The organism is Brevundimonas sp. Root1279, assembly GCF_001425945.1.
Taxonomy (GTDB): domain Bacteria; phylum Pseudomonadota; class Alphaproteobacteria; order Caulobacterales; family Caulobacteraceae; genus Brevundimonas.
The window spans coordinates 402,371-428,034 of record NZ_LMEB01000004.1; the positions used below are offsets into that span (position 1 = coordinate 402,371).

The window sequence follows — 25,664 nt, forward strand, 5'->3', positions numbered from 1 at the left end:
CCGGGATGAGCGGATGAAAGGTGCTCATCGCGTCTCAAACCCCGCCAGCAGTTCGCAGAACCACCGCCCCGCCGTCAGCGAGCCGAGGTCGCCGATCTCCAGCGACGGGTCGTATTCGGTCAGGTCCACCGCCTTCACCTTCGGATGGGCGCCGATGACCCGCGTGGCGTCGAAGAAGTCCTGCGCCGAGACCCCGCCCGGGCGCGCGCCCGGCGAGGCCGGCCACTGGCTGCGGTCGATGACGTCGATGTCGAAGTCGACGTAGATCACCTCCACCAGCGCCGACAGCCGCGCCAGCTCCTGCGCCACTACGGCGGCCAGCCCCTGCTCGCGGCATTCCCGCGCCGTCCGCACCGAGATCCCCGCGGCCTTCGCCTTGTCATGCGCCCGCTTGGTGTTGGCGAATGGCGCCAGCCCGACCTGACTGATGCGCGTCCCGTTCATGCCGTCGTCCAGCAGGGCCTGGACCGGATTGCCATTGGTCAGGCCCTGGTCGGTGTCGCGCAGGTCGAAATGCGCATCCAGCGTCAGCAGCCCCGCCTTCTCCAGCCCCATCCCGTGTACGCCCGGCCGGGTTATGGCGTTGTTGCCGCCGATCAGCACCGTCAGCGCGCGCGCCGCTTGAGCCTGCACCGCATCGCGCACGGGCTCGAAGGCGTCGGCGGGCGACAGGGCCTTCACCGCCACATCGCCCGCGTCATGCACCCGCGTCGACAGCTCGGCGCCGGTCTCGACATCATAGGTCGAGAAGCGCGGCAGCACGCCCCGGAAAGACTTGGGCCCCAGGTCGCAACGGCCCGGCGTCAGCGAACGCTCGTTGACGCCCGCGCCGACGATGGCGACCGGCGCATCGGCGTGGCTGCCCACCAGGTCGGCGATCGAGCGCCAAGACAGGGCTTCGGACTGGCTCATGCTCAGGCTTTCGTCGGCTGGAATCGGGCGACCAGATCGTAGGCGTCGCCGGGGAAGGTCTGGAAGGCCCAGGTCACGCCCTGGCCGTCGCGCCAGGTCCGGCGCTCCAGCCTCAGGCATGCCGAGCCCGGCGGCAACAGCAGATGGCGGGCCATGACCGTATCGGCGCCGACCGCCGAGATGCGGTGCTCGGCCTCGGTCCAGGGCGTGTGGGCCAGCAGCCAGCTGCCCGCCGGCTTGGCCGCAAAGTCCGCAGACTCCGCCTCGGGCGCCGCCGCCAGCGAAATCAGCCGCCGTTCGTGGGCGAAGGGCGCCCCGTCGGCCAGGTGCACCGTCTCCAGCTGGATCAGCTGCACGCCGAGCCAGGCCTCCTCGGCTTCGGCGTCGCGGATCCGGCGGGTCAGCAGCCGGTGCGCATAGGCCAGGCCCCGCCCCTCGACCTCGCTCTGGATGTCCGGAATGGCCAGGGCCGCCGAGTGCACCGGCGGGTGCGCCACGATGGTTCCGGCCCGCCGCCGGCGCGTCACCAGACCGCGCGCCGCCAGGCCCGACATGGCCTTGGAGGCCGTCATCCGGGCGCAGCCGTACTCCGCCATCAGCTCGCTCTCGGTCGGCAAGCGATGCCCCGGCCGCCACTCCCCGGAGAGGATGCGGCGCTCGATGTCGCTCTCGATCCGACGGTGGATGACCATGTCCATGGCCGAACTATCCGGCTTGCACCGGCATATGTCTAGACATAATGATGCCCGCCATCGAGCCGCCCGCGCCGGAGGATTCCATGAGCAGCACCCCCAACGCCCGTATCGTCCGTTCCCCGCGCGGGACCGAGATGACCGCCAAGACCTGGGCCGCCGAGGCCGCCCTGCGCATGCTGATGAACAACCTCGACCCGGAGGTCGCCGAGCGTCCGCAGGACCTCGTTGTCTACGGCGGCATCGGCAAAGCGGCCCGCGACTGGGCCAGCTTCGACCGCATCGTCGACTCCCTGCGCACCCTCGAGGCCGACGAGACCCTGCTGGTCCAGTCGGGCAAGCCGGTCGGCGTCTTCCGCACCCACGCCGACGCCCCGCGGGTGCTGATCGCCAACTCCAACCTGGTGCCCAAATGGGCGACCTGGGAGCATTTCAACGAGCTCGATCGCAAGGGCCTGGCCATGTACGGCCAGATGACGGCCGGCTCGTGGATCTACATCGGCACCCAGGGCATCGTTCAGGGCACCTATGAGACCTTCATGGAGGCCGGCCGCCAGCACTACGGCGGCGATTGGTCCGGCAAATGGATCCTGACCGCCGGCCTCGGCGGCATGGGCGGCGCCCAGACCCTGGCGGCGACCATGGCGGGCGCCTCCTGCCTCGCCGTGGAGTGCCAGCGCAGCCGCATCGAGATGCGCCTGAAGACCCGCTACCTCGACGTCATGGCCGAGACACTCGACGAGGCTCTGGCCCTGATCGAGAAGGCCAACGCGGACGAAAAGCCGATTTCAGTCGGCCTCTTGGGCAATGCAGCAGATGTTCTGCCTGAACTGGTCAAGCGCGGCGTGCGGCCCGATCTGGTCACCGACCAGACCAGCGCCCACGACCTCGTCAACGGCTACCTGCCCCAGGGCTGGACCGTCGCCGAATGGGAGGACAAGCGCGTCTCCGACCCCGACGCCGTCGAGGCCGCCGCCCGCCGGTCGTGCGCCGTCCACGTCCAGGCCATGCTCGACTTCCAGAAGATGGGCGTCCCGGTCACCGACTACGGCAACAACATCCGTCAGGTCGCCTTCGACCAGGGCGTCGAAAACGCCTTCGACTTCCCCGGCTTCGTCCCGGCCTACATCCGCCCGCTGTTCTGCCGCGGAATCGGCCCGTTCCGCTGGGCCTCGCTGACCGGCGATCCGGAGGACATCCGCAAGACCGACGCGGCGATGAAAAAGCTCTTCCCCGACAACGCCGGCCTGCACCGCTGGCTGGACATGGCCGGCGAGCGCATCGCCTTCCAGGGCCTGCCCGCCCGCATCTGCTGGATCGGCCTGGGCGACCGCCACCGCGCCGGCCTGATGTTCAACGACATGGTCGCCTCTGGCGAGCTGTCGGGCCCGATCGTCATCGGCCGCGACCACCTCGACTCCGGCTCGGTCGCCAGCCCCAACCGCGAGACCGAGGCCATGATGGACGGCTCCGACGCCGTCTCCGACTGGCCCCTGCTCAACGCCCTGCTCAACACCGCCTCGGGCGCCAGCTGGGTGTCCCTGCACCACGGCGGCGGCGTCGGCATGGGCTACAGCCAGCACTCGGGCGTGGTCATCGTCGCCGACGGCGCCCCGGAAGCCGCCGAGCGCCTCAAGCGCGTCCTGTGGAACGACCCCGCCACCGGCGTCATGCGCCACGCCGACGCGGGGTATGAGATCGCCCGAGAGGCCGCCCGCGAGCACGGCCTGAACCTGCCGTCGCTCAAATGACCTCTGCTTTCGTCATCCCGGCGAAGGCCGGGACCCAGCGGCGCCGCGACAGCGGCGAAACACTGCTGGTCGAGAGCATTTCCGCCGTTTCGCCCTCCGGGCGCCGCTGGGTTCCGGGGTCGCTCTGACGAGCGCCCCGGAATGACGAAAGCAAAAGACAAACTCACGATGACCCAAATCCTTATCGGCTCCGCCCCCCTCGCCCTCGCCCAACTGCGCGCCGTCCTCGACGGACCGGTGACCGTCTCCCTGACCGACGCCGCCTGGGCCGACGTCGAAAAGAGCGCCGCCGTCGTCGCCGCCATCCTCGCCGAGGGCCGCACCGTCTACGGCATCAACACCGGCTTCGGCCTGCTGGCCAACACCAGCATCGCGCCGGAAGATCTTGAAACGCTTCAAAAGAACCTTGTGCTCAGCCACGCCTGCGGAGTCGGCCCCCTGCTGTCGGACGAGGTCGTCCGCCTGCTGATGGTGCTGAAGATCGCCAGCCTGTCGCGGGGCGCCTCGGGCGTCCGCCGCGAGACGCTTGAGACCCTGGTGGCCATGGTCAACGCCGGCGTCCTGCCCGGCATCCCGTCCAAGGGCTCGGTCGGCGCCTCGGGCGATCTGGCCCCGCTGGCCCACATGTCCTGCGTCCTGATCGGCGTCGGCGAGGCGCGCGTGAACGGCGAGGTCCTGCCCGCCGAGGCCGCGCTGGCGACGGCCGGCCTCAAGCCGATCACCCTGGGTCCCAAGGAAGGCCTGGCCCTGCTCAACGGCACCCAGTGCTCGACCGCCCTGGCCCTGGCCGGCCTGTTCGCCGCCGAGGCCTGTTTCGCCGCTGCGATCGCCGCCGGGGCCTTGTCGGTCGACGCCCTCAAGGGCTCGGACGCCCCGTTCGACCACCGCATCCACGCCCTGCGCGGCCAGCCCGGCCAAATCGACGTCGCCGACCGCCTGCGCGGCCTGATGGCCGGCTCGGCCATCCGCGACAGCCACCGCCACGACTGCGCCAAGGTGCAGGACCCCTACTCCCTGCGCTGCCAGCCCCAGGTCATGGGCGCGACCCTCGACGTCCTGCGCAACGCGGCCGCCATGTTGGAGCGCGAAGCCAACGCCGTGACCGACAATCCGCTGGTCTTCATCGAGGACGGCGACGTCATCTCCGGCGGCAACTTCCACGCCGAACCCGTTGCTTACGCTGCAGATCAGATCGCGATGGCCCTTTGCGAGATCGGCAACATCTCCGAGCGCCGCACCGCTATCCTGGTCGACCCCAAGATGAGCGAACTGCCCGCCTTCCTGGTCAAGGAGAGCGGCCTGAACTCCGGCTTCATGATCGCCCAGGTCACCGCCGCAGCCCTGATCGCCGAGAACCGCATGGTCGCCCATCCCTGCGTCATCGACACCGTCCCGACCAGCGCCAACCAGGAAGACCACGTCTCCATGGCGACCCACGGCGCCCGCCGCCTGCTCGACATGGCCGAGAACACCGCCACCGTCGTCGGCATCGAGTTGCTGGCCGCCGCCCAGGGCATCGAGTTCCATCGCCCGATGACCACCTCTGAGCCGCTGGAGCAGGTCTACGCTATCGTCCGCGAGGCCGCCGCGCCCTATGCGTCCGACCACTACTTCGCTCCGGACATCGAGCGCGCCACCGCCGGCGTGCGCGCGGGCTGCTACCGTCAGTTCGCCCAGGACCTGCTGCCCTCGGCCTGAGGCGACACACCCATCCCGCGCAGGGCGCCGCCTTCTCGCCCGGCCTTGTCATCCCCGACGCCGCGACGCGGCGATCGGGGACACCCGAGCGCTACGCTTCAAGCGCTTCCGAGGGCCGGCTCGCCGTTCCGCCGCCCTTGCCACGTCCGCTTCTGACGCAGCCGCATGCTCCCTTGCCGGCCGGGTCTTTGACAATCGAACGGTGATCGAGAGTATCGCCTTGGCAGCCGTCTAATTTCTCACGATGGCGCTACCATCGCGACACTCTCACACCTGCAGCGGCGCCCGCCTTAGAGCATTCAGGTTCGGCGAGCCGGTGCAGAAGCAGACCGTGCGCAGTTGGCGGATCACGGTCTGGAAATGCTCCACCACCGCCTCGGTCGAGACCGTCGCGGCCGCCAGCACGCCGGCCGCCTGACCGACCATGTCAGCGCCCAGCCGGATGGCCTTGGCTGCGTCGAGCCCGTCGCGGATCCCGCCCGAGCCGATGATCAGGGTGCGCGGACACGCCGCCCTCGCCTCGGCGATGGCCCGCGCCGTCGGAATGCCCCAGGCGGCGAAGGCCTCGGCATGGGCCTTGTCGCGCGGATCGGTCGCCCGCTCGCCCTCGACCGTGGCCCAGTTGGAGCCGCCGGCGCCCGATACGTCGATCCCCGCCACGCCCATGTCGACCAGCCGCCGCGCCGTCGCCGCCGAGATGCCCGCGCCGGTCTCCTTGACGACCACCGGCGCGTCCAACGACTTGACCAGAGACTCCAGCGCCGCGCCGACGCCCCACCAGTCGCGGTCGCCCTCGGGCTGGCAGGCCTCCTGCAGCGGGTTGAGGTGCACGATCAGGGCGTCGGCCGCGATCATCTCCAGGATGCGCCGCGCCTCGTCCGCCCCGAAGCCGCGGGTCAGCTGCGCCGCGCCGATGTTGGCCAGGATGGGGGTGTCGGGCGCCCTGAGCCGCAGGGCCATGTCCAGGCCCGCGCTGGCTCCATCATTCTCCAGCGCCGCCCTCTGGGAGCCGACCGCCAAGGCGATGCCCAACTGCTGCGCCGCCTCGGCCAGCCGGGCGTTTATCGCCTCGGCCCGCGCCGGTCCGCCGGTCATCGAGCTGATCAGAAGCGGGGCCTTCAGCCGACGCCCCATGAAGTCGGCGCCCAGGTCGATCTTGCCGTGATCAAGGTCCGGCAAGGCCTCGTGCACGAAGCGCACCGCGTCGAACCCGGTCTGGAGCCCGTGCCGCGCCTTGCCCGCCAGGATCACGTCCAGGTGCTGGTCCTTGCGGGAGGTGATGTCGTTCACGCGGGCGCACTCCAGGCTCCCCACAACCTTAGCGGGGTCCGTGCGCCGTTGATACGCTCCGAAAGGCCTAGTGGCTCTCGGGCTTCTTCTCGACCGACAGGGCGTAGGAGCCCGTCTGCCCCTGCTGGTAGGCGCCGGCTCGGATTTCGTAGGTCCCGTCGTCCGGTGCGGTCCACTCCAGCTTGGCATGGGTGTCCGACAGTCCGTCGTCGTCCGACGCCAGCACTTCGAACGCCCCGTCGGGCTTCTCGCGGCCGATCATGATGATGCTGTCGACCTCGTTGGAGACCATGGTCACGAGCAGCTTCTCATCCTCCCGGACGGTGATCCGATAGGCGTCGTAGTGGCTGTTGTCCTCGGAGGTCGCGTCGTTCTCCGTCAGGGTTCCCCGCGCCGTCGAACCGACCAGGACGCTGCCGGCCTGCGGCTGCGGGCCACGATCGACCAGCTCGAGCGAGTACAACCCCTTCTCGTCGGAGCCCAGCGGGGAGACGCGCAGCACGTACTGGCCGTCCTCCGGCACGGTGAAGGTCAGGCGCGAATCCGTGCCCTCGCGCAGGCCGTCGTCGTCCGAAGCCAGAGCCTCGAAGTCGCCGGCGGCCTTGCCGACCTGGACGTAGGTGTCGAAGTCGCCCGAGCGCATGATGGCCTGGATGCGCTGACCCTCGCGGCCCGTAAAGGTGAAGGCGTCGAAGCCGCGGTCGTCGTCGTCGCGAGAGTCCTCTTCGGTCACCTCGCCCTGAATCGTAGCCCCGAATTCCAGGGCCTCCGGCGCCCGGTCCGGCGGAACCTCCGTAATGGCCAGTTCGTAGTCGCCGGTGGCCTCCGAGAAGGCCCTGGCCTCGATGATGTAGTCGCCGTTGCGCGGCAAGGTGAAGGTCACGCGCGAGTTCGTCCCCTCCGGCCCGCCGTCGTCATCTTCGGACAAGCTCACCCGGTTGCCGTCGAACAGCTCGAGATAGGTGTCGAAGTCGCTCGAGGTCAGGTCGATGCGGACGCGCTGCCCTTCGCGGCCCTGGAAACGATAGGCGTCCGCGCGGGCGTCGCCGGTGCTCTTGCCGTCGCTGGCCGTCAGCTGGCCCTGAACGGTGTCCCCGATGGCGATGCCCTGCGCCGCGATCGGCGGCGGCCCCTGCTCCATGTGCAGAGAATAGCCGCCGGTCCCGCTGACGTTCAGCGACGTCACCCGCACGAGGTAGTCGCCGTCGTCGGGGGCCGTGAAGATCAGCCGCGAGTTCAGCCCGGCGTCCGGACCGTCGTCGTTCTCGGCCAGTTCTTCGAAGCCGCCGTCGGACGTCATGCGGCCGACTTTGATGACAGGATCAAAGGCCTCGCTGTCCAGCGACAGGGCGAAGCGCTCGCCGCCTCGGCCGCGGAAGGCGAAGGCGTCATAGGGGTAGCCGGCGTCGCTCTCCGGGTCGCGCGTCGTCAGGTCGCCGCGCACGGTCTGGCCGAGCCGAATGCCGCCGGGCCGCGGAGCCCGCGGCGCCGCGGCCCGCTCCGCGAGACTGAGCGTGTAGGCGCCGCCTTCGGTCCCCGACAGGGTCCGCGCGCGCACCAGATAGGTCCCGGCCGTCGGGGCGGCGAAGCGCAGACGCGAATCGGTGCCTTCGCCGAACCCGTCATCGTCCACCGCCAGAGGCTCGTCCGTCACGCCCTGGAGGTAAACCTCGAGGTAGGTGTCGAAGTCGCCGGAGCGCATCACCGCCTCGAAGCGCTGGCCCGCCCGCGCCTCAACCGTGAACTCGTCATAGAGGTAGGCGTCGTCCGGCGCGGTCTGGTCGCCCTCGGCCAACGAACCGCTGACCGTGCTGCCCGCCGACAGCGGCTCCACCGACTGCGCCGAGGCGAAACCGGCGACGCTCGCCAGGGCAAGGCTGCTGGCTGCGGCGAGGATGATATGACGACGCATGCGGTCCCCCTGAATAAGGCAAGGATCATAGACGCCGAACCGCGCCGTCTGTAAATCGCGCTCACCGCACGATTCCTGACGACCGGAGCCGAAAATGACGGCCGAAACCGCCCGCGCCACCCTCATCGACGGCAAGGCCTACGCCGCCGCCCTCGTGGACCGGGTCGCCGCCGCCTCCGCCCGCCTCGAAACCGCCCATGGCGTGAAGCCCGGTCTGGCCGTGGTCATCGTCGGGGAGGACCCCGCCAGCCAGATCTACGTCCGCAACAAGGGCGAGACCACGCAGCGCGCCGGAATGCGCTCCGACACCCACCGCCTGGCCGACAGCACGAACCAGGAAGACCTGCTGGCCCTGATCGCCGCCTTGAACGCCGACGCCGGCATCCACGGCATCCTCGTCCAGCTGCCCCTGCCGGCGCACATCGATTCGGCGGCGGTGCTGGGCGCCATCGACCCCGACAAGGACGTCGACGGCTTCCACGTGGTCAACGTCGGCCGCCTCGCCGTCGGCCTGCCCGGCCTCGTCCCCTGCACCCCGCTCGGCTGTCTGATGCTGCTGAAGGACGCACTGGGCGACCTGTCCGGCCTCAACGCCGTCATCGTCGGCCGCTCGAACATCGTCGGCAAGCCGATGGCCCAGCTGCTGCTCGGCGAGAGCTGCACCGTCACCGTGGCCCATTCGCGGACCCGCGACCTGCCCGACCTTTGCCGCACCGCCGACATCCTCGTCGCCGCCGTCGGTCGCCCCGAGATGGTGCGCGGCGACTGGATCAAGCCTGGCGCGACCGTCATCGACGTGGGCATCAACCGCGTCCCCTCCCGCGACACGGTGAAGGCGCTAGAAGGCAAGACCCGCGTGGTCGGCGACGTGGCCTTCGACGAGGCGATCGAAGTGGCCGGCCGGATTACGCCCGTGCCCGGGGGCGTGGGCCCGATGACCATCGCTTGCCTGCTGGCCAACACCTACACCGCCGCCTGCCGCGCCGCCGGCGTCACGCCCGAAGAGCTGGGCGCTTGAACGCCGGTCGTTAACCCTCGATAGTCCCCAGCCTGAGACTCAGACCGGAGACGACGATGACGCCCTTCAACACTCGTATGGCGGCCGTCGCCGCCGTCGTGGTCCTCGCCCCCGCCGTCACGGGCTGCGGCATTAACGCCATCCCGACCAAGGAAGAGGCCGCCAAGGCCCGCTGGGCTGACGTCCAGTCGCAGTATCAGCGCCGCTCTGACCTGGTGCCGAACCTCGTCGCCACCGTGCAGGGCGCGGCCATCGCCGAGCGCACCACCCTGACCGAGGTCATCAACGCCCGCGCCCGCGCCACTGGCGCGACCGTGACGCCCGAGACGCTGAACGACCCGGCCGCCTTCCAGCGCTTCCAGGCGGCTCAGGACGGACTCACCCAGTCCCTGTCCCGCCTGATGCTGGTCGTCGAGCAGTACCCGCAGATCCAGTCGAACCAGAACTTCATCGCCCTGCAGTCGCAGCTCGAAGGCACTGAAAACCGCATCGCCGTGGCGCGCCGCGACTACAACGACGCCGTTCGCGACTACAACACCAGCCTGCGGACGTTCCCGACGGTGATCTGGGCGAAGACGCTCCACGGCGGCTCGCAACCGATGCAGCTGTTCTCGGCGTCCGAGGCTGCGCAGACCGCTCCGACCGTCAACTTCGACGCTGTGAACCCCGCCGCCCGTCCCGGCGGCGCAGCGCCCCAGACGACCCCAGGCGCGGCTCCGCCGGCCCAGTGACCTCCTTGCCGGCCATCTTGAGGCTCCGAGCCCCGGCGCTGTTGTTCGTCTTGCTGGCGATCAGCTGGCTGGCGATGCTGTCGACGGCCTCGGCCCAGCCGACCTCCGACAATCTCGCCTTCCCGGCCCTGACTGGCCGGGTCGTCGACCAGGCCAATCTGCTGTCGCCTGAGACCGAGGCCGCCCTCACCCGCCGCCTTGAGACGCTCGAACAGGACACGACCGACCAGGTCGTGGTCGTGACGCTGACCAGCCTGCAGGGCCAGGAGATCGAGGAGTACGGCTATCGCCTTGGACGGCATTGGGCGATCGGCCAGACCGACAAGGACAACGGCCTTCTGCTGATCATCGCACCCGAGGAGCGGAAGGTGCGGATCGAGGTCGGCTACGGCCTCGAAGGGATCATGACGGACGCCATGTCCGCCCTGATCATCCACGATGACATTCTGCCGCCGTTCCGCGAGGGTCGGTTCGAAGAGGGCATCGTTCAAGGCGTCGACGCCATCGAGCGGCAACTCCGCCTTGACCCCGCTGAAGCGCAGGCCCGGGCCGCGGCCGCTGCGACTCCGCGAGCCGAGATCCCGCTCGGACCGGCGGTCGTCATCGGCGTTGTCTTCCTGCTGATCTTCATCGGCATGATCGGCGGCATCGCCCGGGGCGGACGCCGTCATCGCGGCGGCGTTTCGCCGATCCTGATCTGGGCGGCGTCGGAGGCGCTGCGCAACCGGGGCGGCGGATCGTCATGGGGCGGGGGAGGCTTCGGCGGCGGCGGAGGCTTCGGCGGCGGCGGCGGCGGGTTCGGCGGCGGAGGCGCTTCAGGCGGATGGTGATGAAGCTGACCCCCCACGCCCAGGAACGGATCGCAGCCGCCATCGCAGCGGCGGAGTCCCGCACCTCTGGCGAAATCTTCTGCGTCATGGCCCGACAGGTGTCGTCCTACCGCGACGTCTCGCTCGGCTGGGCGGCGGCGGCAGCGCTGATCCTGCCGTTGGCGCTGATCCCGCTCGGCTTCGAGCCCGGCTGGATCCCGGGTCTGGCCGACAACTGGCAGGCCGCGCACCTGGCGGCGCAGGAGGTGTCTGTCGGCCAGGCGCTGTCCGCCTACGCCATCGTCCAGGCCGCGGTCTTCGTCCTGGCCTACCTGATCGCCCGGATCCCGCCGATCAGGCGTTGGCTCACCCCCGCCGCCATCCGCCGCGGGCGCGTCCGCAAGGCGGCCCTGCAGCAGTTCCTCGCCCACGGCCTGCACGTCACCGAGGCGCGCACCGGCGTCCTGATATTCGCGGCCTTTAGCGACCACCAGGTCGAGGTCATCGCCGATCAGGGCATCCACTCCCGCGTCGACGAGACCGTCTGGGCCGAAACCGTCGAGGCCCTGGCCCAGGGATTGCGCCGTGGCGAGCCCGCCGAAGGTTTCGAGGCCGCCATCGGCCTGTGCGGCGAGGTTCTGGCCCAGCATTTCCCGCCAGGCACGGCCAATCCCAACGAAGTCGCCGACCGCCTGGTGCTGATCTGAACCCAACCGCCCCACCCGGGTCGCATTCCTCATGGAAATGCCCGAGCCCGACCGCGTTCAGGACGTCATGCCCCGCCTGCTGACCTACAATGTCCACCGCTGCGTCGGCGTCGATCGCAAGCTCGACGTCGGCCGGATCGCGGCCGTGATCGCCGAGCATGAGCCCGATGTCGTCTGCCTGCAGGAGCTCGATGTCGGCCGGGCCCGCACCGGGCACGTCCACCAGGCCCAGACGATCGCCGAGCGGCTGGCGATGACCTTCCACTTCCACGCCGCCATGCAGGTCGAGAGCGAGCAGTATGGCGACGCCATCCTGACCTTGCGGCCGGAGCGGCTGATCAAATCGGGCCCGCTGCCCACAGTGCGCGGCGTTCCCGGCCTGGAGCCGCGCGGCGCCCTGTGGGTCGAGATCGACTTCGACGGCCAGCCGCTGAACGTCATCAACACCCATCTGGGACTGGTGCCGCGCGAACAGCGCCTGCAGGCCGCCGCCCTGATCGGCGATGGTTGGTTGGGGCATCCGGATTGCAAGGGCGCGACCCTGCTGACCGGCGACTTCAACGCCACCTCGGTCACCCGCCCCTATCAGGCGCTGGCGTCAAAGCTCGCCGACTGCCAACGCACGCTGAAGCTGAAGCCTTCGGTGAAGACCTTCCCGTCCAGTTTCCCGGCGATCCGCATCGACCATTGCTTCACCAGCCCGGAAGTGGTGGTGACCCGCGTCACCGCCCCCTTCTCGCCGCTAGCCCGGATGGCGTCGGATCACCTCCCGCTGGTCGTGGACTTCGAACTCAGGACCTGAGGGCTTTTCTCTCGGCGGGGGGCGGCAGGTCGCGATGCGACCGGCTGCGCCGCTTCCATGGTCGAAAGGCGTCGCGCGTCGACACCGGATCCCCCAGCTGGAACTCTGCGATCAGCCGCTCCATCCGCGACGGCTGGGCCGTGCCGAGCAGCCGCATTCGGCCGGTGTCGAACTTGATGATCGCCTCGCCGACCGATCCCATCACGGCCTCTGCCGCCGCGAACTCCTCGGCGCTCTCGCCGATCCAGTGGCCGATGGTGCGATGACGGAAGCGCCGGATGGCGGCCCGCCCCTCCTCCGTGCCGGGCGCGGCGGCCACGTCGCACTCGGTGTCGAAGCCGAACGAACGATTGTTCAGATTGGTCGAGCCGATGCGCAGGACCTCATCGTCATAGATCGACACCTTGGCGTGGACGATAATCCGCTCGCCCCGCTTGGTGTGAGGCGTGAACGCGAAGAAGCGGTTGTGGCGGTCGGCCTGCTCGAGCCGGAACAACACCTCCGACCGCGCCGTATCCATGGTCATCTTGTCGAACCAGCTCGGGCTTTCGCCCGTCGAAACCAGGATGATTTCCGGACTGTCGTCCTCGACCAGCCGCTCAGCCAAGGCCGCGGCGATGCGCGGCGACGTGAAATACTGGTTCTCGAGATAGATCAGCTTGCGGGCGCGCCGGATCGCCTCGAGGTGCAGCGCTTCATTCTCGCGCACCTCTGAACGGCCGGAGCATTGGGGCTCGGTGCGGGCGATGGCGACCGGGGTGTCACGCAGATCCGGCTCCACGCCGTCGGGCCATGGATCGTCGACCGACTCCTCGGCGAGCGTCCGCTCCGAAGTCGCTCGATACCAGCGCTCGCGGGCCAGGTCGCCAAGGGCGCGCGCCGCCGGGCCGTCCATGACGGCCATGACCTCGTGGCGCGGCGACGGGATCAGCCCCGAGGGCTGGCAGCGCCGCGGGTCATCGTCCAGGTGCTCGGCGGAGTCCCATCGGTCGGTCGAAACGTCCCCGCCCCCGCAGAAGGCCACCGCATCGTCGATGATGACGACCTTCTGGTGATGACAGGCGCCCATCGGCCCGGGCGAATCCAGGCGGAACTCGACCATCCGCTTGCGGAACCAGGCGTGGGCGCGCTGGGGGAAGAAGCCCTGCGAAGCGGCGATCACCAGCGGCGACTTCCAGATCAGCAGGCGGACGTCCAGTTCGGGCTTGGACTTCACCAGCATCCGCAGCTGGTGACCGATCTCCGCCTGGTGGTTGGTCAGCGGCGACTCCGGATCGAGCCGCGTCCGCGGGTCGAACTGCCATCCCAGCATGACAATCGATCGCTGGGCCTTATGCAGGGCCGAGCGCAGGGCCTCGAAATAGGCCGCGTTCTCCATGAGCACGGCGTAGCGGTTGGCGGTTTCAACCCGCCAACAGGTCTCGCCAGGCTTGAACCAGGCGGAATAATCGTGTTCGTCCGTCGCCGGGTTCATCAAGGGTAGGCCTGACCGATTCGTATGACGGGGCCATGTGCGCCGCCAAGCTTTACAGGACGCGCGCCGCGCCGTTCCGTTCCACCTTTGCGGGGATGCGTGACGCTTTGTTCATGTTCCGCCTCATTGTGGGCGCGCCAGTTTAGGCGCATAAGGAACCTTGTCATGTGGACAGGGGAGATCGGCGGATGCAGGCGCTGGTCGAGTTGATCATCGGCTTCGTCGCCCTCGTGGCCGCCGCTGCGCTGTCGCAGTTCGGCCTGCAGCTCGACGCCCCGGAAAAGCCTGAGCGTGAGATTCATCGCGTCCACGACGAGTGCGACGCCAAGCCCGCCGCAGCGCTGTTCTCGGCCTCCGACAAGGCCTGAGCCCCCGCACGGCTTTCGCGCGCACGCCTTTGCGCCCATCCGATTGAGCCGCTAGGGTCCCTGTCGGGTCGCGCGCCGTCGGCAGCGTGACGTCGCATCCTGTTGAGATCGCCGCCTCATGAAGTCCCGCCAACGGCCGCCGCTGAATCTGACCGAGCCCGATCCGGAAACCGAGCTCGCCGAGTTTGAGGCCGCGGCTCCGGAACCGAAGGCCGAACTGGCGTCAGAGCCCGAGCCTGAACCCGAGCAGGCACCGCCCGAGATCGTCGCTGCGCCAGAACGTCCGATGTCGGAGCGCCGCCGTCGCCGACTGGCCGAAGAGCGCCGCCAGGCCGAAGAGCGCGCCCGCGCCGCGGCCGAGCCCGAGCGCGCCCTCGCGGACCCTGTCGCCGACCCGATCGCCAAGCCTGAGTTGGCCCAGTCAGCCGAGGCGCCGCCCGTCGCCTACGCCCCGCCGCCGACGCCGGCCGCCTCCGCGCCGGCTCCCGTCCAGCGCCGCCCGGCCAAGCCCCCTGGCGGCCAGGCCTATGTTCTCGCCGGCGTCGCCTCTGCGCTGTGGATCGGCGGCGTGGCCGCCTGGCTCGCGTATGAGATCGGATCGGGCGCCGTTGAGTTGGAGCCCCTGCGGCTCGCCGTCTACGCCCTGATCGCCTTGGCTCCGGCCGGCCTCGCCATCATGCTGGCCCATGCCGTGCGCCAGGGAGCCGGCCTGGCGGCGGAAACCCGCCGTGCGCGCGAGCTGTCCGAGGCGCTGGTCGCCCCGACCGCCCTAGCCGCCCAGCAGACCGGCGAGGTGCTGCACTCGCTGCGCAACGACATCGACCAGGCGTCCCTCGCCGCCGAACGCGCCCGCAATGACATGACCCTGCTGCGCGAGGCTCTGGCGCAGGAAACCAACCGTCTCAACGAGGCGGCCGAGACCGCGGGTCGCACCGCGCGGCGCCTGGCCGACCAGCTTGGCCAAGAGCGTAGCCAGATGCAGACCCTGCATCAGCAGCTCGAAACCCAGGCCACTGAGGTCGTCGACACGGTTGAGCGCCAGTCACGCATGGTCGTGGACGCCTCCGACCTGGCCCAGACCCAGTTGCGCGAGGCCGAAGCCGCCTTGGCCGCCCGTGCCGCCGATCTCGCCGCCGCCGCGGGCGAGGCGCAGGACGCCGCCCGCGTCGCTGCTGACGATCTGGCCCGCCAGACCCTGCGTCTGGAGAACGCCGGCTCGGGCGTGGCCGAACAGATCCAGTCGGTCGAGGAAGGCCTCGGCCAGCAGCGCGCTGCCCTTGTGACGGCCGCCTACGCCCTGCGCACGGATCAGGAAGACTTCTCGGCCCAGGTCGAAAGCCAGCGCGCCCAACTGACGGAACAGCTCTCGGCCACGCGCGCCGCGGCTGGCGAACTTGGCGATACCTCGTCGCGCACGACCGAAAGCATCAAGGACGTCGTTGAGGCCGCGGGCGATCAGCTGCGCGCCCTTATCGAGATGTCCCAGCGCGAGGCCGACAGCTTCGACTCGGCCACCAAGGTCGCGCTCGACAAGTTCGAGAGCCTCGCGGCCGAGGCCCGCGACACCCTGGTTGAGGAAACCCGCCGCGCCCTGACGGCGCTGCAGGCCACAGCCGAGGAGTCCCGCATCGCCGCCGCCGAGGCCGCCGACCAGGCCCAGGTGCGCGCCGACCGGCTCGGCGAGGCCCTGTTCGAGGCGGCCCAGAAGGCCGATCAGGCTGCCGACGCCCGCGTCAGCAGCGCCCGCAAGATCGTCAACGAGACCGGTGATCTGGTCGACGAAGCCGGGGAACGGGCGGTTGAACGGCTCGAAGCGACGATGTCGAGGATCAACGCCGTCCTGCACGACGTTGACTCAGTCGTCGCCGATCTGGACGAACGCGCGGCCCGTCTCCCGGAAGAAGCGCAGGCACGGGTCGACGCGGTTCGCCGCTCGGTCGAGGAAGGGCTCGCCGCCCTCTCGGCCGCTTCCCAGAAGGCCGCAGCCGACACCGAAGTCCTGGACGCCGGCTTCCAGGAGCGGGTGCGCCGCAACTACGACATGCTGACCGAGGCTGTCCGGCTGATGGGCGTGGTCTCGGGCGACACCCCGTCGCCCCGTCGTCGCGAGAGCCCGCCGCTGCAAGTCTCCGAGCCCGAAACGCCGCGCGCTCGCAGCCAGCCGGCGCCGACCCCAGAGCCCCAACCGCGCGGGTTCGGCCTGCGCGGGCGACTGAAGCTGGAGCCCATGCCGGGCTCAAACAATCCGCGTCCCGCCGACAAGCCGGGCCTGGACTGGAACGACCTGGTCGACGACGGCGCGGCCGAGGCCCCGCTGGATCTCGACACGCCGGTCATGCCGGTCGCCGAGGGCGAAGCCTTGGGCGAGCGCATCACCGCCGCCATCCGCCGCATGGGGGTCGACCCCAACGCCCTCCTGCCCCGCTCGCGGGTCGAGGAGGCGGCGCAGGCCGTCGCCGAGGGTGATCCCGACCGGGCCCGCCAGATCGTGCGGCGGGTCGCGCCGGCGGCCGTGCGCAGCGTGTCGCGACGGGTTCTCACCGATGCGGACCTGCGGGCCGACGCAGAGGCCTATGTCCGCGCCTTCTCGCGCGAGCTGAACGGGCGGGCGGCGGCGGGCGACGCGCCGGCCGTGCTGGGGCGGCTGACCTCGGACGGCGGCCGGGCCTATATGCTGCTCGACGCGGCCATCGGCGATCTCGCCTGAGGCGGGAAAAGGGCGATTTCGCCTTGACGGGCCTCGACCTATGGCGACACCGTCCGGGCCGGTCACGCATTCGTCACGAGTAACAGGGGCCTCATGCTCGACACAGCCGCCGAGCCGACGTCGGATCCGCGCCCCGCGATCGTGATCTGCGCGTGGGACAAGGGCGAGCGCGCCTGGGATCCGGTCGAGGACCTGTCAGGCGTCCCGTGGAGCCCGCCCGGCGCGCGGACTGTGCCGGTCGCTGCGGCGGAGCCGGAAGCCCTGGCCGAGACCCTGTCCGCCCACCTCGCCGACAAACGGACCCGGGCCCTGCTGCTGATCGGTCGCAGCCAGCGCGGCGATGACTTTAGGCTGCAGCTGCGGGCGGAGAACCGGACCCTGGGCGGCGCAGCGCGGATGGATGAAGTCGGTCCCGGCGTGGCGCGGTCCACAGCGCCGGTCGCCGACATCGTCCGAGCGCTGAAAGACGCAGGCCTGGCGGCATCGGCCACTTCAGAAGCCGAAGACGACGCCGGCAGCTTCCTGCTCTACAGCGTCCTGGCTCATCTGGATGAGGTCGCGGACACGCCGGCGGTCGGCCTGCTGCGGCTACCGGCGGACGAGAGCCCCGCGGCGGTGACCAAGGCGGTCAAGGCGGCGGCCCAGGCCATGGCCCGCCACCTGTCCCCCGCTCGCGGGCCCGCTAACTTTCGAGACGGCGACGTAGAGGCAGGGCGGCCAGCAGACCGGCCAGGGCCATGACCGCCATGGCGGCGTAGCCTCCGGCCCCGAACCGATCGTACAGCGGCCCCGAGGCGGCGGTGGCCAGGCCGATCAGCACCCCTGCGGACAGCACCGAGCTCAGCGTCTGGGCGGCCGTGTGGCTGTCGGGCGGCGACAGGCGCTCGACGATCTGGACTCCCGCCAGGAAGGTCGCGGCGAAGGTCAGGGCGTGCAGCGCCTGCAGCGGCCAGAGCAGCCACAAGGGCGGGGCGAAGGCCATGGCGGTCCAGCGCACGACGGCGGCGATCGAGCCGACCACGAGCAGGCTCCACGGACCGATGCCGGCGCGGCGGCGCCACGGCTCGAACAGCCACATCAGGGCGATCTCGACGACCACGCCGAAGGCCCAGAGCTGACCGGTCACGGCCTCGGTTATCCCCTGGGTTTTCCACAGGATGGCGGAGAAGCCGTACTGGAAGGCGTGCGCCGCCTGGACGGCCCCGACGGCGAAGATGGCAGTCATGAAGACCGGGTCGGCGAGCAGCCGGCCCAAGCCACGGAAGCGTTCGAGGCCCGGCACCCGCGCGCCCTCGACCACAGGCTCGGGCGGCAGGACCAGGGCGGCGACTACGGCGCCGACCAGAGCAGCGACGGTTATCCACAGGATGACGACGTCGACCGAGGCGGTCAGCAGCCAGGCCCCCATGCCGATGTTGGCGGCGACGAAGGCGGCCGAGCCGCAGCCCCGAGGCAGGGAGAAGTTGAACCCGTCCCGCGCCGCCAGCTTCAGGGTCAGGACGTCGGTCAGGGGGATCAGGGCGGCGGCGGCGGTGGCCCCGACGAACCAGCACGCGGCCCAGGCCCAGAAGCCGTCGACCAAGCCGGCCCCGCCGTAGCCCAGCGCCATGGCCAGGCCCAGCAGGGCGATCGGGGTGCGGCGGGCGCGGAAGCCGTCGGCCCAGACCGCCAGCAGCGGTCCGGTGGCGATGCGGCCCAGCATGGGCGCGGCCAGCAGGACGCCGATCTGCGCCCCGCTGAGGTCCTGAGCCCGGAACCACAGGCCGGCGAACGGCAGGCTCACCCCGCTGGCGCCGAAGAGCAGGACGTACTGAAGGGCCATTCGATGGGCGGCGGTCATGGGCGGCGCATAGCAGACGGGCGGCTGTCTGTCGGCTAGCGTGACGGCATGAAAGCGACTCGAAGCCTCGTCATCTTCGCCGCCCTGAACGGGGCTCTGGCCGTGGCGCTCGGCGCCTTCGCGGCTCACGGCGCCGGGCCGCAGGTGAAGACCCTGCTGACGACCGGCGCCCATTATCAGCTGGTTCACGCCGTGCTGGCCCTGGTCTGCGCCGTCTGGCCCGGGCGCGGGCGGCTGATCGTCGTGGCCGGCTGGCTGGCGGCGGTCGGAGGGCTGGTTTTCTCGCTGGCGTTGTCGGCCATCGCCCTGCTCAGCTTTAGGGCGATGGGGGCCGTGGCGCCGATCGGCGGGCTGCTGATGATCTTGGCTTGGCTTTTGGTCGCGGGCGCCGCATTGCGGTCCCAATCCGACGCCGCCTGACGGCGTCACCCCAAGCTCGAGTACCCGCATGGCCTTCCCAGCGCCCGACGCGCCCCTACGCGACCTGTTCCCGGAAATCGAGCCGTTCGCGAGCGGCTGGATGCCGACGGGCGGCGTCCACGAGATCTATTACGAAGAGTGCGGCAACCCGCAGGGCGTGCCGGTCGTGGTGCTGCATGGAGGTCCCGGCGGCGCGGTGAACCCGGGCATGCGGCGCTATTTCGATCCGGCCAAATACCGCATCGTCCTGTTCGACCAGCGCGGCTGCGGCCTGAGCCGGCCCAACGCCTCGCTCGAAGAGAACACCACCTGGACGCTGATCGAGGACATCGAGCGCCTGCGTGAGACGCTCGGCATCGACCAGTGGGTGGTGTTCGGCGGCAGCTGGGGTTCGACCCTGTCGATGGCCTACGCCATCACCCATCCGGACCGCACCAAGGCCCTCGTGCTGCGCGGGATCTTCCTGCTGACCAAGCCGGAACTGCACTGGTTCTACCAGGACGGGGCCTCGAACCTGTTCCCGGACGCCTGGGACCGCTTCCTGGAGCCGATCCCGGAAGAAGAGCGCGGCGACCTGATGGGCGCCTACTACAAGCGGCTGACCGGCGAGGACCGCGCCGAGCGCGAACGCTGCGCCGTCGCCTGGTCGAGTTGGGAAGGCGAGACGGTCAGCGTCCAGGGCCCCGACGCCCGCCCGGACAAGTTCGCCGAGCCTGACTTCGCCGTGGCCTTCGCCCGCATCGAGTGCTGGTACTTCATGAACGGCGGCTTCTTCCCCGAAGAAGGCTGGCTGCTGAAGAACATCGGCCGCATCCGCCACATCCCGTGCTGGATCGCCCAGGGGCGCTTCGACGTGGTGACCCCGATGTCGGGCGCCTGGGCCCTGCACAAGGCCTGGCCCGAGGCCAAGCTGGATGTCGTCAAGGACGCCGGCCACGCCTCGACTGAACCGGGCATCATCGACAGCCTGGTGCGTGCGACGGACTGGGCCGCCTCACAGTAGGCGCTAGGTTTTAGGGGCTAGGTTCTAGGCAGCGATCCTAGAACCTAGAACCTGACACCTAACCCCTCACTTCGGATTGGTCTTCTCGACCATCTCGGACAGCTGGAAGCCGATGCGGCGGGCGGGCCGCTCCTCGGGTTTGCGGCGGGCGTCGAGCAGGACGTTGATCTGGGCGTAGTGCTGGATCAGGCGCACGGCCTTGCCGTCCTGGTTCTTGCCCAGGAACATGATGAAGTCCGGGCCCCAGAAGCCGACGTCCTCGATCTGCATGGTCCCGTCGCCCGGCAGGCCGACAATGCGGGCCCCGACCTCCTCGTCCTTGTCGAGCCCCTTCTCGAAATCCTCGATCAGTTTGGACAGGCGCACGAAGGCCCATTCGGCCGGATTTTCGCGCATGCGCACGCCGTCGGTCAGGGCGGCCGCCTGTTCGGGCGTGGCGCTGGGCAGGACGGGCTCCGGGCACGGCTTGTCGCCGCAGTCGGAGAACATGGAGGCGGGCGCGACGACGGGGGCGTCGAGCGCGGCCGGGGCGGTCTCGGGAGTCGTTTTGGCGGTCTTTTCGATCATGGTCCGACCCTAACGCGCGAAGCGCAGGATCAGAACAGGCCGTGACCCTTCGGCAGTTCGACGTAGCGGTGGACGCGGGTCGACAGGATCAGGCCGAAGCCGAACATCACCGTCATCATCGACGAACCGCCGTAGGACAGCAGCGGCATGGGCACGCCCACAACCGGCGCCATGCCCATCACCATCGCGCCGTTGATCAGGACGAACAGGGCGAAGAAGGCGGTCATGCCGGCTGCGCCGATGCGGCCGAAATGGCTGTGCGCCAGCGAGGCGATGCGCAGGGAGATCAGGATGGCCCCGACGTAGCAAAGCAGTACGGTGAAGGAGCCGACGAAGCCGAACTCCTCGGACACCGTCGAGAAGATGAAGTCGGTGTGCCGCTCGGGCAGGAACTCCAGCTGGCTCTGGCTGCCCAGGCCGTAGCCCTTGCCGAGCACGCCGCCGGAGCCGAGCGCGATCTTGGACTGGATGATGTTGTAGCCCGTGCCGCTCGGATCGGCTTCGGGATTGAGGAAGGTCAGCACCCGGTTCCGCTGGTACTCATGCATGCCGAACATGACGAAAGGCGGGATGATGGCCACGGCCGCAGCGCCGGCCGTGGCGACGACGCGCCAACTGAGGCCCGCGGCGAACATGACCGCCGCGCCGGTCAGGCCGATGATCATCGCCGAACCCAGGTCAGGCTGCTTGGCGACAAGGATGAAGGGCACGCCGATCATCCCGGCGGGGATGATCAGCTTCCAGGACCAGCGCGCCTCCTGGGCGCTGTGGTTGTGGTACCAGCGGGCCAGGGCCAGGACGAGGCCGAGCTTCATGAACTCGGCGGGCTGGATCCGCGTGAAGCCGAGATTGAGCCAGTTGCGCGCCCCGCCGGCGGTGTAGCCCAGCGGGGTGAACTCGATCATCAGCACAAGGACGAGCAGTACGCCGTAGAGCGGATAGGCGGCTCGGAACCACCATTTCGGGTGCACCATGGCCAGGCCGATCATGACCATGAGCAAAGCGCCGAAGCGCAGCAGGTGCTTGGCCGCCCACGGCTGCCAGTGGCCGCCCGCGATCGAATAGAGCATGGCCGCGCCGACGCCGGCGATGATGGAGATCAGGCCGATCAGGCGCCAATCCAGCTCCGCCAGCTTGGTCGAGATCCGGTCGCGCTCGCCGGGACGGGTCAGGGCGGAGGCGGTCATTGGGGCGGCGCCGAGTTGTAGGGAACGGGACCCGTCGGGGCGGCTGTCGGGGTCGCCGGCGCGGAGGCGGCGGGCTGCAGCGCCTCGACGGCGGCCTGGCCGGTGACCTCGCCGCCCGGTCCGACGCCGGCCTCGCCCTCGTCGGGGGCGTCGACCACGGCCTCGGGCGGCAGCGGCCGCTCAATGCGGGCGCGCATGTCCGGGTCCTTGAGCAGGACAGTCTTCATGATCTCGCGGGCGCGCGGCGCGGCGTCGGCGGCGCCGCCGGCCGGAGCGTGCTGGATGATCAGGGCGATGGCGTAGCGCGGCGCGTCATGGGGCGCGAAGGCGACGAACAGGGCGTGGTCCCGGCGAGTCCAGACGGCGTCCCGCGGGCCGCGTGAGCCCGAGCCGTAGTCCCGCGACTGGGCCGTACCGGTCTTACCGGCCATCTGGATGTCGCCGAGGCCGAGCTGCGAGGCGCGGTAGGCGGTGCCCGTGACGTCGTTGGCCACGGCCGCCATGCCGCCGCGCACGATGTCGAGGTGCTCCTTCGGGATCGGCAGGTCGCCGAAGGCCGCGCCCGAGGGACGCTCTTCTCCACCGACCGACTTCACCAGCCGCGGATGGATCGCCTTCTGGCCGTTGGCGATACGCGAGGTCATCACCGCCAGTTGCAAGGCGTTCACCGCCAGGGCCCCCTGCCCGATCGACACCGACAGAGTCTCGCCCGGATACCAGGTGCCGTCGTCGTCCCACTTGGTGGCCGCGGCGTAGTCCTTCTTCCACTGGGTCGAAGGGACAATGCCCTTTGACTGGCCGGCGATGCCGATCTCGTAGGTCTGACCAAAGCCCAGCTCATGCGCGATCTTGGAGATCCGGTCGACGCCGGCCCGGTTGCACATGTGGTAGAAATAGGTGTCGCACGAGTTCTTGATGGCGTTGTGCATGTCCATCGAACCGTGGCCGCCGCGGCGCCAGCAGCGGAAGGTGCGGTTGCCATAGCGATAGCCGCCCGAGCAGCTGACCCGCTCGGTCGGGCTGATGCCGGCGTCCAACAGGGCCAGAGCCGTGGTCATCTTGAAGGTCGAGCCCGGCGGGAAGGTGCCGTAGATCGCCTTGTCGAGCAGCGGCTTGCGCTCGTAGTCGCGCAGGGCGTTGTAGATCTTGCCCGGCACGCCGCCGACGAACAGGTTGGGGTCGAACGACGGGGCCGAGACCATGCAGAGGATGTCGCCGTTGCGCACATCCATGACGACGCAGCCGCCCGATTCTTCGCCGTAGACCTCAAGCGCGCGGTTCTGCACGTCGGAGTCCAGGGTAAGCATGATGTCCTTGCCGGGCACCGCCGGGCGCGAACCGCCGATGTCCTCGGCCACCACGCGGCCGCGGGCGTCGACCTCGACCCGATTGCCGCCGGCCTCGCCGCGCAGGTCCTTGTCGAAGGCCTTCTCGACGCCCTGGCGGCCGATGCGGAAGCCCGGATTGAAGAGGATTTCGGGGACCTTCTCGCCCTTCTCCTCGATCGACTTGATGTCGCGATCGTTGGGCTTGGCCACATAGCCGATGACGTGAGCGAAGGAGCCGCCGAACGGGTAGAAGCGCGCCTCATTCATGTCCGCCATCACGCCCGGAAGCTCGTTGGCGTAGAGGTTGACCTTGGCGAACTCCTCCCAGGTCAGATCGCTTTTCACCGGCACCGGGCTGAACCGCGGGGCGGCGTTGACCTCGCGGATGATCGAGCGGCGGCGATCGACGGTGTCCGGCAGCAGGCGGCCGAGCAGGTCGAGGGTCTGGTCGAGGTCCTTGGTCTCGTCGCGGACGACGAGGACCCGGAAGCTGGGTCGATTGCCGGCGATGACCACGCCGTTGCGATCCAGGACGCGGCCGCGCGGCGGCGGCACCAGGCGGAAGTTGAACTGATTGTTCGAGGCGAGGGTCGCGTATTGCTGGGCCTGGAACACCTGCAGCTGGGCCAGGCGGCCAGTCAGGGCCAGGCCGCCGAGCGCCGTCAGGCCGCCCAGCACGAAGGTGCGGCGCAGGAAGGAGCCCTGCCGCTCGTTGACGTCCGAGAAGAAGATGGAGGGTTCCGAGCTCATCGGAATCTCACGTCGCCGTCGTCGAAGCGTTCGATCATGCCATTGGCGATCGGGAAGAGCAGCAGGGTCGGCACGACCTGCCCGATCAGGCTAAGCAGGCTGGGTGGATTGCCGGCCTTCACCGTGACGATCAGGTAGGACAGCAGGAAGGCCATGCCGCAGCAGGCGGCGTACCAGACGAACAGGACGGCGGTGTCCTGGCCGATCAGGAAGGCGCGCGAGCCCAGGACGACGGCGTAAATGGCCAGCAGGGCCAGGGCCCACATGCCCAGCGCGCCCTGGGCGCCGAGGAAGACGTCGAGGAACAGGCCCAGCAGCGTCAGCACCAGCGGGGCGATGATCGACGGACGGATCAGCGGCCAGGCGAAGGCCAGAACCATCGGGATGATCGGCTCAGGCAGGCGCAGGCCGAAAAGCTCCACCGGAGTGGCGAGGACGATGGTGACGGCCACCGTGATCAGGGCCGGAATGACGATCCACTGCACCGGCCCTACGACGCGGACCGCGACGGGACGTCTCATTCGGTCCCTCCCGGCGGCTGGGCGGCGGGTTGGGCGGCGGGCGGCGGCGCGGCCTGGGGCCGGGGCGCGGCGGGACGCGGCGTCGTCGGGGCGGGCGTCGCCGGGATCGCGGCGGCCGGCGGCGGGGCGGCGGCGTTGCTGGCGCGGATCTCTTCGACCCGGGCGCGGGCGACGTCGCGACGAGCGGCGGCGTCGGCCACGGCGGCCGCGGTGCTGGCCGTGGGCTCAGGCGCCGTGGTCAGGCCGGTGAGCGGCGGGGCGTTGAGGTCGTCGGACGCGATCAACTGGCCGAAGTCCTCGAACAGCAGGACCTTCACATAGTCGATGGCGCCGCGGTCGCTGAACAGCTTCACCCGCCAGGAGCCGTCGATGCCCTTGGCGGCGACGCCGATCGGCACGCCGCGCGGCAGCCCACCGCCGTCGCCGGACGACAGAATGCGGTCGCCGACCTGGACCGAGCCCACGCCGCGAATGAACTCGAGGCGCGGATTGCCCGAGCCGTCGCCCTTGAGGATGGCGCGGGCGTCGGAGCGGTCGATCAGGACGGGCACCTGACTGGCCACATCGGTCAGCATCAAGACGCGGCTGACGTTCGACGAGGTCCCGACGACGCGGCCGACCAGGCCATGCTCGTTGATCACCGGATTGCCGACCTTCACGCCCTTACCGGACCCCGCATCGATCAGGCGCGCGCGCGAGAACGGGCCGCGGGAATCGGAGATGGAGCGCGCCGTCTGCGCCGGCACCGGCGGCTCGGGTCGCAGGCCGAGCATGGCCTCGTAGCGGGCGTTGATGTTCTTGAGCGCAATGGCTTGGTCGCGCCACGGCTCAAGTTCGGCGAGCTCGCGCTTCAGGCGGCGGTTCTCGGAGACGGCGAAGAAATAGCCGCCGATGTAGTCGGAGGCGTGCCCGAACCAGCGGACCGGCGCGGCGAACACGCCGCCGACGGGGCCGGTGACGGTCTCAACGCCAGCGCGCACTGGCTGGTACGGCGAGGGGCCGGCCTTGGCGTCGCTGATCAGAAGGAGGATCGAGCCAATCGCGGCAAGCACGACTGTAACGGCCGCGGTCCAGACCAGCGGCACCTTGATGTTCTCGAACGGTCCGTCGCGAAACGCCACGGCGCGCCTTCCTAAGATGAGGGAATCAGCGGGACGCCCCCCGCTGACGATCCAGC

General features: G+C 69.9%; 23 protein-coding genes. 12 read left to right on the plus strand and 11 right to left on the minus strand.

Annotation, left to right across the window (positions count from 1 at the left end):
• Window positions 1–24: 24 nt before the first annotated feature.
• Together ASC65_RS04765 and ASC65_RS04770 are read right to left on the minus strand one after the other, a co-directional pair.
• Window positions 25–912, minus strand: a complete 888-nt coding sequence (locus ASC65_RS04765) for an agmatinase family protein (RefSeq protein WP_056450002.1) — start codon at window positions 910–912, stop codon at window positions 25–27.
• Window positions 913–914: 2 nt separating this feature from the next.
• Entirely contained in the window at window positions 915–1,610 is a 696-nt protein-coding gene (locus ASC65_RS04770; protein ID WP_056450004.1) for a UTRA domain-containing protein, read from the minus strand.
• An 80-nt stretch (window positions 1,611–1,690) separates the two neighbouring features.
• Here ASC65_RS04770 and hutU point away from each other — a divergent pair, with 80 nt between their 5' ends.
• Window positions 1,691–3,355, plus strand: coding sequence for a urocanate hydratase (gene hutU / locus ASC65_RS04775; RefSeq protein ID WP_056450467.1), 1,665 nt, complete (start codon window positions 1,691–1,693; stop codon window positions 3,353–3,355).
• Between the two features lie 168 nt (window positions 3,356–3,523).
• Entirely contained in the window at window positions 3,524–5,053 is a 1,530-nt protein-coding gene (gene hutH, locus ASC65_RS04780) for a histidine ammonia-lyase (protein WP_056450006.1), read from the plus strand.
• A gap of 267 nt (window positions 5,054–5,320) precedes the next feature.
• On the opposite strand, the gene fni is transcribed toward hutH, so the two are convergent.
• Together fni and ASC65_RS04790 are read right to left on the minus strand one after the other, a co-directional pair.
• Entirely contained in the window at window positions 5,321–6,343 is a 1,023-nt protein-coding gene (fni, locus tag ASC65_RS04785; protein ID WP_056450008.1) for a type 2 isopentenyl-diphosphate Delta-isomerase, read from the minus strand.
• 67 nt (window positions 6,344–6,410) lie between these two features.
• Complete coding sequence (locus tag ASC65_RS04790; RefSeq protein ID WP_056450010.1) at window positions 6,411–8,255, minus strand: PPC domain-containing protein; 1,845 nt, start codon at window positions 8,253–8,255, stop codon at window positions 6,411–6,413.
• 94 nt (window positions 8,256–8,349) lie between these two features.
• On the opposite strand from ASC65_RS04790, the gene folD reads away from it, so the two are divergent.
• From folD to ASC65_RS04815, 5 genes are read left to right on the plus strand one after another with little or no spacing between them, the layout of a single operon-like run.
• Entirely contained in the window at window positions 8,350–9,273 is a 924-nt protein-coding gene (gene folD, locus ASC65_RS04795) for a bifunctional methylenetetrahydrofolate dehydrogenase/methenyltetrahydrofolate cyclohydrolase FolD (protein ID WP_056450012.1), read from the plus strand.
• 56 nt (window positions 9,274–9,329) lie between these two features.
• On the plus strand, window positions 9,330–10,004 hold the full coding sequence (locus tag ASC65_RS04800; RefSeq protein WP_056450014.1) for a LemA family protein: 675 nt from the start codon (window positions 9,330–9,332) through the stop codon (window positions 10,002–10,004).
• A gap of 41 nt (window positions 10,005–10,045) precedes the next feature.
• Window positions 10,046–10,834: a TPM domain-containing protein gene (locus ASC65_RS04805; protein ID WP_235561397.1), complete on the plus strand. Its 789-nt coding sequence runs from the start codon at window positions 10,046–10,048 to the stop codon at window positions 10,832–10,834.
• Window positions 10,834–11,520 (plus strand): TPM domain-containing protein, encoded by a 687-nt coding sequence (locus ASC65_RS04810; RefSeq protein ID WP_235561398.1) that lies wholly within the window; start codon window positions 10,834–10,836, stop codon window positions 11,518–11,520. Before ASC65_RS04805 ends, ASC65_RS04810 begins: the two co-directional genes overlap by 1 nt.
• Before the next feature lie 31 nt (window positions 11,521–11,551).
• Entirely contained in the window at window positions 11,552–12,322 is a 771-nt protein-coding gene (locus ASC65_RS04815) for an endonuclease/exonuclease/phosphatase family protein (protein WP_235561399.1), read from the plus strand.
• On the opposite strand, the gene ASC65_RS04820 is transcribed toward ASC65_RS04815, so the two are convergent.
• Window positions 12,312–13,796 (minus strand): phospholipase D-like domain-containing protein, encoded by a 1,485-nt coding sequence (locus ASC65_RS04820; RefSeq protein ID WP_056450018.1) that lies wholly within the window; start codon window positions 13,794–13,796, stop codon window positions 12,312–12,314. The two genes, ASC65_RS04815 and ASC65_RS04820, sit on opposite strands and share 11 nt — an antisense overlap.
• Window positions 13,797–13,984: 188 nt before the next feature.
• Here ASC65_RS04820 and ASC65_RS04825 point away from each other — a divergent pair, with 188 nt between their 5' ends.
• The 3 genes from ASC65_RS04825 (at window position 13,985) to ASC65_RS04835 (ending at window position 17,612) form a co-directional block, all read left to right on the plus strand.
• Complete coding sequence (locus ASC65_RS04825; protein WP_056450022.1) at window positions 13,985–14,164, plus strand: hypothetical protein; 180 nt, start codon at window positions 13,985–13,987, stop codon at window positions 14,162–14,164.
• A 118-nt stretch (window positions 14,165–14,282) separates the two neighbouring features.
• Window positions 14,283–16,871, plus strand: coding sequence for a hypothetical protein (locus ASC65_RS04830; protein WP_056450024.1), 2,589 nt, complete (start codon window positions 14,283–14,285; stop codon window positions 16,869–16,871).
• Window positions 16,872–16,964: 93 nt separating this feature from the next.
• On the plus strand, window positions 16,965–17,612 hold the full coding sequence (locus tag ASC65_RS04835; protein ID WP_200939786.1) for a hypothetical protein: 648 nt from the start codon (window positions 16,965–16,967) through the stop codon (window positions 17,610–17,612).
• Here ASC65_RS04835 and ASC65_RS04840 read toward each other — a convergent pair.
• Window positions 17,554–18,711: an MFS transporter gene (locus ASC65_RS04840; protein ID WP_056450026.1), complete on the minus strand. Its 1,158-nt coding sequence runs from the start codon at window positions 18,709–18,711 to the stop codon at window positions 17,554–17,556. The two genes, ASC65_RS04835 and ASC65_RS04840, sit on opposite strands and share 59 nt — an antisense overlap.
• A 48-nt stretch (window positions 18,712–18,759) precedes the next feature.
• Between ASC65_RS04840 and ASC65_RS04845 the strand changes: the two genes are divergently transcribed.
• Both ASC65_RS04845 and pip read left to right on the plus strand, forming a co-directional pair.
• Window positions 18,760–19,131 carry a DUF423 domain-containing protein gene (locus ASC65_RS04845; protein ID WP_056450028.1) on the plus strand — a complete coding sequence of 124 codons (372 nt, stop codon included), beginning with the start codon at window positions 18,760–18,762 and terminating at the stop codon, window positions 19,129–19,131.
• 28 nt (window positions 19,132–19,159) lie between these two features.
• Entirely contained in the window at window positions 19,160–20,134 is a 975-nt protein-coding gene (gene pip, locus ASC65_RS04850) for a prolyl aminopeptidase (RefSeq protein ID WP_056450029.1), read from the plus strand.
• A 66-nt stretch (window positions 20,135–20,200) separates the two neighbouring features.
• On the opposite strand, the gene ASC65_RS04855 is transcribed toward pip, so the two are convergent.
• Genes ASC65_RS04855 through mreC form a run of 5 tightly spaced genes read right to left on the minus strand, consistent with a single transcriptional unit; the run spans window position 20,201 to window position 25,608 of the window.
• Entirely contained in the window at window positions 20,201–20,701 is a 501-nt protein-coding gene (locus ASC65_RS04855) for a DUF6173 family protein (protein ID WP_056450031.1), read from the minus strand.
• Window positions 20,702–20,730: 29 nt separating this feature from the next.
• Window positions 20,731–21,888, minus strand: coding sequence for a rod shape-determining protein RodA (rodA, locus tag ASC65_RS04860; RefSeq protein ID WP_056450032.1), 1,158 nt, complete (start codon window positions 21,886–21,888; stop codon window positions 20,731–20,733).
• On the minus strand, window positions 21,885–23,966 hold the full coding sequence (gene mrdA, locus ASC65_RS04865; protein WP_056450034.1) for a penicillin-binding protein 2: 2,082 nt from the start codon (window positions 23,964–23,966) through the stop codon (window positions 21,885–21,887). The genes rodA and mrdA overlap by 4 nt, the downstream gene beginning before the upstream one ends.
• Entirely contained in the window at window positions 23,963–24,487 is a 525-nt protein-coding gene (locus tag ASC65_RS04870) for a hypothetical protein (RefSeq protein WP_056450036.1), read from the minus strand. The genes mrdA and ASC65_RS04870 overlap by 4 nt, the downstream gene beginning before the upstream one ends.
• Window positions 24,484–25,608: a rod shape-determining protein MreC gene (gene mreC / locus ASC65_RS04875; protein WP_056450038.1), complete on the minus strand. Its 1,125-nt coding sequence runs from the start codon at window positions 25,606–25,608 to the stop codon at window positions 24,484–24,486. Before mreC ends, ASC65_RS04870 begins: the two co-directional genes overlap by 4 nt.
• Between the last annotated feature and the right edge of the window lie 56 nt (window positions 25,609–25,664).